Here is a 7,980-nt window from a genome sequence, read left to right on the forward strand (position 1 = left end):
CTTTAATTCAGGAATTAAAAGATAAATTATCTTCAGATGTCCCTAATATGAAGTTCTTTCATCAAGGCAGTTATGCGCTACATACAGGGATTAACCCTCTAAATGGTAATCCAGATATTGATATTGGTATTATTTTTGAATGCGATCCTAATGATGAAGATTATCAAGATCCATTAAAATTAAAAAAAATTGTGCGAGATGCCCTGAATACCAAAAATAGAACGGTGAAAATCAAAAGACCCTGTGTAACCGTTGAATATCTTCGAGATGGTGAGCCGATTTATCATATTGATTTAGCATTATATAGTTGCGAGTATGGGGATAGTGATGGGCAAACCTTCCTTGCAAGAGGAAAAGAAACATCATCTGCAGAAGAAATTGAATGGCAAATATCTTCTGCTCGTGAGTTGACGGATGTTATTTTAAATAAATATACAGATTCCTCCCATAAAAAACAGTTCAGGAGGATAGTACGTTATTTAAAGCGTTGGAAAGATGAAAAGTTAGGACACAAGAATACACCAAGTATAGGATTGACCGTAGCAGCTTATGAGTTTTTTTCTGCAAATTTTGACTTTGTGAGTGGCAAAGCTCAAGATTTACTGGCTCTTCTATCATTAGTTAATTCTATGCTAAATAATTGGGGAGGAGATGATCGTCTACATATATATTTACCAGTAGAACCTTCTACAGACCTTTTTGAACGTATGTCCGATAATCAAATGAAGGATCTCAAGACAAAACTTGAGAAATTGTCTGCTGTATTGATTGAAGCTCGAGATCAACCTGATACTCATGAAGCATGTAAATTGCTAAAAGCACAATTTGGTGACGATTTTCCTGTGCCGGATAAAAGTGAAACTACGAAGTCATCTTCATCCAGTGTTGTTCCAGCAGGGCGTTCAGCTTAATGGTATGTAAATGTTCTTTTGAAGAGGCTGTATCATTCAGCCTCGAATCCTATGGTTGTAAACATATTAAGGTTGCAAAACAAAGTGGCTTTGTAACATCATGGTTTTTTTCTTTAGATTTTAAAAACTATTTATGGGATTTTGAGCTTATTTCAACTACGAATGATCTTTCTACACTTCCATCTTTGAGATGGATCAGGCCTCATAAGGTATGGGGATGGCCTCATATTAATTCTGCTGGAATCATATGTTTTGAGGATGGACAAGGTATTGAATTCGAGCCAAAAGATATAGCTGGAGTTATAACATGGGTCTTAGACGAGGGGACAAATCTACTTAAAAAATATTGGAATATGGGTAAAGCAAAAAGGAAGAGAGAGTTCTTTGATGAATTAGATGGTTATTTAAAAAGCATGGGGGTTCCAGAGGTATTACAGATTGATAGCTATGGAAATAAGGATGTAGATATAGCGTATGCTGAAGTTGAATATCCTAAAATAGGAAAGGAAAGAGGGGTCGTAAGAAGAGTTTTTAGGTCGTCGCTGAGTTACGTTCCTTCTCGGAATTCCTGTGAGAAATTGGTGGTTATGACAATAAGTTATAAGAAAATACCACCAATTACTGGTCAGGTTAATGAATCGTGGTGGAAGAAAATTTATGACCAATTATCACAAGAACAACTCTTTTTACTTGAGGGGAAACGTTGCAGAGGTATAATTTTTCGGGTTAAAAATAGTTACGGGTATTGCGAATTTTTAATTCATTGGGGGCAGGGTAAATATAATAATAAACGGTGGTTGGGTAGATTGTATCGAATTCAATTTGCAAGTTGGGAATATGTAACCCAAAGGACAGGAATACCCGCTAGTCGACAGCGTATTGCGGTTGTCGGTGTTGGAGCTGTTGGTTCAAGAATTGCAGAAATGGCATTGCTTTCTGGTGCTAGTGATATATATCTTGTTGATGATGACAAGTTTTCTGCGGATAATATGGGGCGACATTTACTTGGATTGAATTCCGTTGGTAAATATAAAGTTGACGAACTAAGTATCCATTTCAAGAGTCGAATTCCGGGTGTAAACATACATCCTTTCAGAGTTCGTGCTCAGAAGTATTTTTCTCAAGACAATAATGACTATGACATTATTTTTTTAGCGACTGGAAATTCAAGTTTAGAGAAGGGGATTATACTTCGTGCTTTCAAAGAAAAATGGAATTCAGTATTAGTTTCAGTTAGTGTTGAAGCATATGGAGTTGGTGGGCAAATTATAATAATGCACACTAATATAAAAGGGTGCTTATATTGTCTTTACATCGATAATGAAACTAATACTCTTATGCCTAACCTACAGGGAGGATTCATTGAGCCGGGACAAAAAATAAGCAAGCAACTTACTGGTTGTGGAGCATTTACGCCTTTTTCTGCGCTCAATGCAAGTAAAACTGCAATGCTAGCATATGAGTATGCTGTTTCCAAAAAATATGGTTATTTACGTTGGGCGGGCAATAATGATATTGCTATGAGTGAAGGAATAATTCTTACCCCTGCATATTTTAATATCTTTAATGAAAACACTCCCTCTTTTCTCCATTCTGAACAAATAGCTAAGAAAGGGTGCCCATGTTGCGGATAATTGAAAGTGGACAGCTAATTTGGAATATTGAAGGTATTGCCACAGGATGTTTATCAAAAAAGGTTATCACGCATTTGTTGAATTTTGTCCAAAAAGGTAGATACGCACATGAATCCGGCGGAGTTTTGTTAGGATATATTGATTCAGATACAAATGGATTACTTGTTGAAAATGCAACATTTCCGGGTTCAGGAGATTGTTCTTCGCGGACTAGCTTTTATAGAAGTTCTCGACATCAAGAAGATGCTGAAAGCTGGATAAGTTTAACTAATGGAAAAGGGACACATTTGGGATTATGGCATACTCATCCTGAACTTACGCCAACTCCGTCAGACATTGATATGGCTGATTATAATAATGTAATTAAAAATGCAACTTTAAATTCTGGTTTGATTTATATAATTATCGGCACTCAAGAATTAAAAATATGGTATGGGATTAAACCCTGTCAATTAATCCCTGTAGGGACAATTTCATTGGATAAACTATAATTTTGGAATGGCAATGAATAAACATATAAATCATTTTATCACCTCTTTAATTGACTGGTTTTTCAGAGTCAAAACTGTTCCTGCTATCCTTCTTAAGGCTGGATTACTTTGCCTTTCTTTTTCTCTGATTGGTGGGTGGGCTTTAAAAGTTAAAGTTCCATTAGAAGATGGAGATTTTATCTTTGATTATGATTCATCAGGATTTACTCCCGCCTTGATTACCTATATTACATTCGTAGTCGCGATTGGCTTGATTTTAACAAGCGCTTTGATATATATTAATGTTTATTTTCGTGAAAATAGACTTGCTGATAAGAAAAAACTCATTAGTATAGAATCAAGAGGGTTGCGAGATGGTGCTGGTGAGCCATTATCAAAATATATTCCCCAAAAAAACAAGGTTCGTCCGATAGAAATCATTTTAGATTTAAGGCAAAAGGTTGAAGACGGATTTATTGTAAAACCTGATGTGGCTATACGTAAGATATTGACTCTTCAAGAACAACTGGAAAGCCACACGTCACAGTATTCAAGGGAATATATTGAGGTTTATTTTGGAGGTTTAACCCCTGTACCATTGAATGTATTAAATGGTATCATCTTAGATGATGAGTGCAAAATTACTATTATGGACTGGGATAGGCATTCTAGTGAGTGGAAAACTCTTGATAAAGAAGATGATGAAGAAAGATATACCATTCAAGGTGTCAAAGATGTGCAGGCAACCGATAATGAAGTGCTTTTGGTTATTTCTAGTTCATATTTAATTAATTCTTCACTAATACAAAAACAATTCCCATCTATGAAGTTAGTAACTATGTTTTTACCTGCAATAAATACTGATAATTTATGGTCGGAGATTAAGCAGGTCGAGTTAGGTAAGCAATTCTTGCATGCCGTTGCTGACCTGTCGGGGTTGGGTGTTAAAAGAATTCACCTTTTTTTGGCTGCACCTAATAGTCTATGCTTTAGATTCGGACGGCTTTATGATAAGAGAAATCTCCCGGAATTGGTTGTCTATCAATATGAAAGAAATAGTGATGTAACCTATCCATGGGGAATTTTAATGCCTGTGGCAGGAATCCAAGTTCCTGAGGTGATTCATTGTAAAAGAGACATTTAGAATTTATATGAAATTATTATGGCTAGTTAACTTCGTTTAAGTGCTAAATAGCTGCGCGGAATAGTAGATCACTTAAAGGGAACTCAGCCCGGATTGTGCGATCTGATCAATCGCTGACTATCCCAAATCACCAACCGGACTGAGCGATGCCGATCATAGCACCTATTCCCCGTGGCGAAAGACGCCTGATGCAGAAAGCTATCCATAAAACGCGTGATAAAAATCATGCCCGCAGGCTCACCGCTATGCTGATGCTTCATCGGGGTGAGCGGGTCAGCAATGTCGCCAGAACGCTCTGCTGTGCCCGTTCATCCGATGGCCGCTGGCAAGTGCATCCATGACAAAATCCATCGACCATGTCAGGTTCGGCGCATCCGGGCGAAGAAGCGGAAGCCGCTCAGTCGCCAGACCTTTACGACGTCGTCTGCGCTTTACACTCAGGCCGTTAAGGTGGTAAATGCGGTATACCCGCTTGTGGTTGACGTGAAGGCCCTCCCGACGTAATAACTGCCAGATGCGCCGGTAACCAAAACGCCTTCGTTCGAGTGCCAGTTCTGTGATACGCCCTGATAAATGCACATCAGCCGCCGGACGCTGAGCCTCGTAGCGGCAGGTCGACAGGGACAAACCTGTAAGCCTGCAGGCACGACGTTGCGACAGACCGGTCGCATTACACATAAACTCAACGGCTTCCCGCTTCTGGTCTGTCGTCAGTACTTTCGCCCCAGAGCCACCTGAAGTGCCTCCTTATCAAGCATGGCTTCGGCAAGCAGTTTCTTGAGTCTGGCATTCTCTTCTTCAAGCAACTTCAGGCGCTTAACCTCGGGCACTTCCATACCGCCATACTTCTTGCGCCACGTGTAAAAGGTGGCGTCGGAAATGGCGTGCTTGCGGCAGAGCTCACGGGCAGAAACCCCGGCTTCAGCCTCACGGAGGATACTGATGATCTGTTCGTCGGAAAAACGCTTCTTCATGGGGATGTCCTCATGTGGCTTATGAAGACATTACTAACATCGCGGTGTATTAATCAACGGGGAGCAGGTCAATGCCAGATTAATCCTGAAATGATGCATTTAAAAAGACATTTTTCTTCTACTTTTATTTGAGGACTCAAAATCTGATGCGATAGAAGAAAGTTGTTCAAGACTCATCTCAACAGAGCGCTGGAACGCAAGTGCGGCCTCTGTGCGTTGTTTTATCACCAGAGCAATGATTTCGGCATCACTTTTTTCTTCAATGGCTTTTCTATAAAGTATTCGTTCATTAATTAAATCAAAATTTCCTGATGATTTAGCAGCGGTGTTAGCTGCTGAGTAACTTATAGGATTAAGCTCACCAATAAAGCTATCCAAAAGAGATTGTCTTTTCTTATCCAGTCTGCGCAGTGTGGCATGTGCAGACCTATATTTTTTTATTTCATATGCAAATGCATTGTCATCACGTAGCTTACGGTATCCTGTTCTATATTCATCCATTGATGGATGATTTTTGAGTTCTTCGATTGTATTAAAATATGCCAACAAATCGCTATTGTCTAATTGTACTTTTCTCATATACTGCCTCGTTATAATAATATTAATAAATATATTTTATTAAATATAGAGCAAGTGTCAAATTAGTGAGTTTATTTCTTGATAAGTCGTAAGTTTTTTATCAAATAATGAAATATATCAATGCCATATATTTACTAGTTGTTAATATAAAATATAATAAATATATTAACAAAATATATAGGTGATAATATGAAAGAGAGTACTTGGGAAGAGATATCAAAAGTAAATGAAAGATTCTATAAGGCTAAAGCAGAAGCGAGCAACAAAATATTTAATGCAGATACCGGAATAGATAATGAGTCATTAAGAAGGATTCAACAAGAAATTTTAAAACAGGGAAATAGAGAACTTGCGGAAGAGCTGCATACAGCTATGTTTGAGAATAGAGCTGTAATGAGAGTAAAACATGCAGAGCGAGTTTCAAGTTCTTTAGGAGAGTGGTTTAATAAGGATGCTTTTAATGAAAAAATAGCAGCAGAAGGGAGTGTTAAAGAAAGAGATGTAGTGGCCTCTAAATCCGAAGCATTCAAAGACGCACCTTACTTTTCTGTTGGTATGTATCAACATAATATAGATCAGCCAGATGTAAAGGATGCTTATATAAAAAGGGTAGAACAATTAACCAAAGATATGGAATATCAGGTTAGTTTTGCGGTTAGTAGAGAAAGCCATATGAGCAATACCATTGAGGCCGCTAAACAGCTTTTAGGTGTTGAAGTTTTCAATAAGCTATATGCTGGGGAGTCTTTAGACATAGCACCAACACCAGAACCTGTAGCGATAGTGAAAGAACAGGCAGAAGTCGATAACCTAGATGATATAATAAGTGTTAACGAACAATTTTACCAAGTTAAAAGACAAGCTGATGAAAAAATATTCAATATTGATACTGGCATTGATAATGCTGCATTGAAAAGAGTTCAGGATGAAATACTCAGGCAAGGCAATAGAAATCTTTCAGAAGAAGTTCATACAGCTATGTTTGATAATAGGGCTGTAATGAGAGTTAAACATGCTGAGAGAGTATCTAGTTCTTTAGGTGTATGGTTTAACAAAGAAGGCTTTAATGAAAAAATAAAAAATGAAGGTGATGTTAAAGAAAGGGATGTAGTCATTTCCAGATCTGAAGCATTTAAAGATGCACCTCATTTTTCTGTTGGAATGCTTCCTGCTGATATAAATGATCCAGTAGCAAAAGATACTTATATAAATAGAGTTCAGACGCTAACTAAAGAGATGGCTTCTCAAGTTGATTTTGCTGTTAAAAGAGAAAATCATATGAGGAGGACATTAGATGCAGCTAGAGAGTTTTTGGGTGTTGAAGTGTTTAATAAACTTTATACTCAGACGCATGAAAAGGTTATAAGCTTTAAAGACAAATTAAAAAATGTAAAACAGTCTTTATCTGAACCTGTTTCTCAGGATGTGAGAAGTAAAAATAGAATAAAGTTTAATTAACAATAATGATAAAAAATAAATCACCTAGACTGTGTATAATTTTCATTGTTCGCCTCAGAGTTTACCTCTAACATGGTTGTTTACGAGAGCTTAAAAAGGCTCATGACGAGCCTTTTATGATAATAGTTTAGCTTTAAAATATTCCATGAATATCACCATGTGAATCTTTAACTCTCTGAAGAATTGGATGGATTGTCTAAACATCATAAGTGGAACAAGTTCAATATCTTCAGCTTCACGTATAAAATCATCATCTAAATATTTTTTAAGTTTCTTTCTGTTTTCGAATGAAAAAATATCGGCGTAATTTCTCGCTGCCTCTAAAGCTATCTCCCTTGTGGGTTTGGTGATGTATTTTAAGGCACCGCCACAGTTCTTTACAGCCATTAACTGTAATTCATACGATGGGTTAGGTATCTGACCAAGAGCCATTCCATTGCTATTCACAGCGATTTTATAAAAATCATTTAAACTTTCTTGCTTAATAAATGGGATGACATATTTAAGGTTGTAACCATCATGTTGAATCGCTATTTTACACAACTCCTGTGTAGGGTTTTTTAAATACTGTATATTTGCCCCTGATTTTTTTAATATTTTTTTACACAGAGAGTATGATGGTTCATTTTTGAATTCTAAAACATTAGCTGCATGTAGAATGCTGCCACCATTTCTTTCTAGATTTATATCGCTATTTAGTTTATCTAAATAGGGTTTATACTCATCTTCAATATCTGAGCATGAAACCTTGTAAATAGAGTTTTTTGCATAATATGAAGAGATAGGTTCATAATAATATTTCTCTCCATC

7 protein-coding genes and 2 pseudogenes are annotated in these 7,980 nt (G+C 37.1%); 6 read left to right on the forward strand and 3 right to left on the reverse strand.

Features of this window, described 5'->3' with window-relative positions; genetic code table 11:
• The 5 genes and pseudogenes from KHQ28_RS25015 to KHQ28_RS25035 all read left to right on the forward strand — a co-directional run.
• The coding region (locus tag KHQ28_RS25015; protein ID WP_211777720.1) for a cyclic GMP-AMP synthase DncV-like nucleotidyltransferase at positions 1-911 on the forward strand (911 nt) is incomplete at its 5' end.
• Positions 911-2,545, forward strand: a complete 1,635-nt coding sequence (locus tag KHQ28_RS25020; protein ID WP_023302105.1) for a ThiF family adenylyltransferase — start codon at positions 911-913, stop codon at positions 2,543-2,545. The genes KHQ28_RS25015 and KHQ28_RS25020, both read left to right, overlap by 1 nt.
• Complete coding sequence (locus tag KHQ28_RS25025; RefSeq protein WP_023302104.1) at positions 2,533-3,036, forward strand: Mov34/MPN/PAD-1 family protein; 504 nt, start codon at positions 2,533-2,535, stop codon at positions 3,034-3,036. The genes KHQ28_RS25020 and KHQ28_RS25025 overlap by 13 nt, the downstream gene beginning before the upstream one ends.
• 13 nt (positions 3,037-3,049) lie before the next feature.
• Positions 3,050-4,159: an SAVED domain-containing protein gene (locus KHQ28_RS25030; RefSeq protein ID WP_023302103.1), complete on the forward strand. Its 1,110-nt coding sequence runs from the start codon at positions 3,050-3,052 to the stop codon at positions 4,157-4,159.
• 146 nt (positions 4,160-4,305) lie between these two features.
• A pseudogene (locus tag KHQ28_RS25035) lies at positions 4,306-4,485 on the forward strand (IS630 family transposase); the annotation flags it as partial.
• Here the strand turns inward: KHQ28_RS25035 and KHQ28_RS25040 are convergent.
• Together KHQ28_RS25040 and KHQ28_RS25045 are read right to left on the reverse strand one after the other, a co-directional pair.
• Positions 4,469-5,133, reverse strand: a pseudogene (locus KHQ28_RS25040) (transposase); the annotation flags it as partial. The pseudogenes KHQ28_RS25035 and KHQ28_RS25040 sit on opposite strands and share 17 nt — an antisense overlap.
• A gap of 99 nt (positions 5,134-5,232) precedes the next feature.
• Positions 5,233-5,712 carry a DUF4756 family protein gene (locus tag KHQ28_RS25045; protein WP_055316576.1) on the reverse strand — a complete coding sequence of 160 codons (480 nt, stop codon included), beginning with the start codon at positions 5,710-5,712 and terminating at the stop codon, positions 5,233-5,235.
• A gap of 189 nt (positions 5,713-5,901) precedes the next feature.
• Here KHQ28_RS25045 and KHQ28_RS25050 point away from each other — a divergent pair, with 189 nt between their 5' ends.
• Positions 5,902-7,170: a hypothetical protein gene (locus KHQ28_RS25050; protein ID WP_032419129.1), complete on the forward strand. Its 1,269-nt coding sequence runs from the start codon at positions 5,902-5,904 to the stop codon at positions 7,168-7,170.
• 114 nt (positions 7,171-7,284) lie between these two features.
• On the opposite strand, the gene KHQ28_RS25055 is transcribed toward KHQ28_RS25050, so the two are convergent.
• Positions 7,285-7,980 (reverse strand): hypothetical protein (locus tag KHQ28_RS25055; RefSeq protein WP_211777721.1); only part of this gene is annotated, 696 nt, incomplete at its 5' end.

It is taken from the genome of Klebsiella sp. 28 (assembly GCF_018223905.1).
Classification (GTDB): domain Bacteria; phylum Pseudomonadota; class Gammaproteobacteria; order Enterobacterales; family Enterobacteriaceae; genus Klebsiella; species Klebsiella pneumoniae.

Bases quoted from the DNA above. Each gene is read 5' to 3' on its own strand.
- KHQ28_RS25045 (WP_055316576.1), bottom strand. From the start codon at position 5,712: ATGAGAAAAGTACAATTAGACAATAGCGATTTGTTGGCATATTTTAAT.
- KHQ28_RS25030 (WP_023302103.1), top strand. From the start codon at position 3,050: ATGAATAAACATATAAATCATTTTATCACCTCTTTAATTGACTGGTTT.
- KHQ28_RS25020 (WP_023302105.1), top strand. From the start codon at position 911: ATGGTATGTAAATGTTCTTTTGAAGAGGCTGTATCATTCAGCCTCGAA.
- KHQ28_RS25025 (WP_023302104.1), top strand. From the start codon at position 2,533: ATGTTGCGGATAATTGAAAGTGGACAGCTAATTTGGAATATTGAAGGT.
- KHQ28_RS25050 (WP_032419129.1), top strand. From the start codon at position 5,902: ATGAAAGAGAGTACTTGGGAAGAGATATCAAAAGTAAATGAAAGATTC.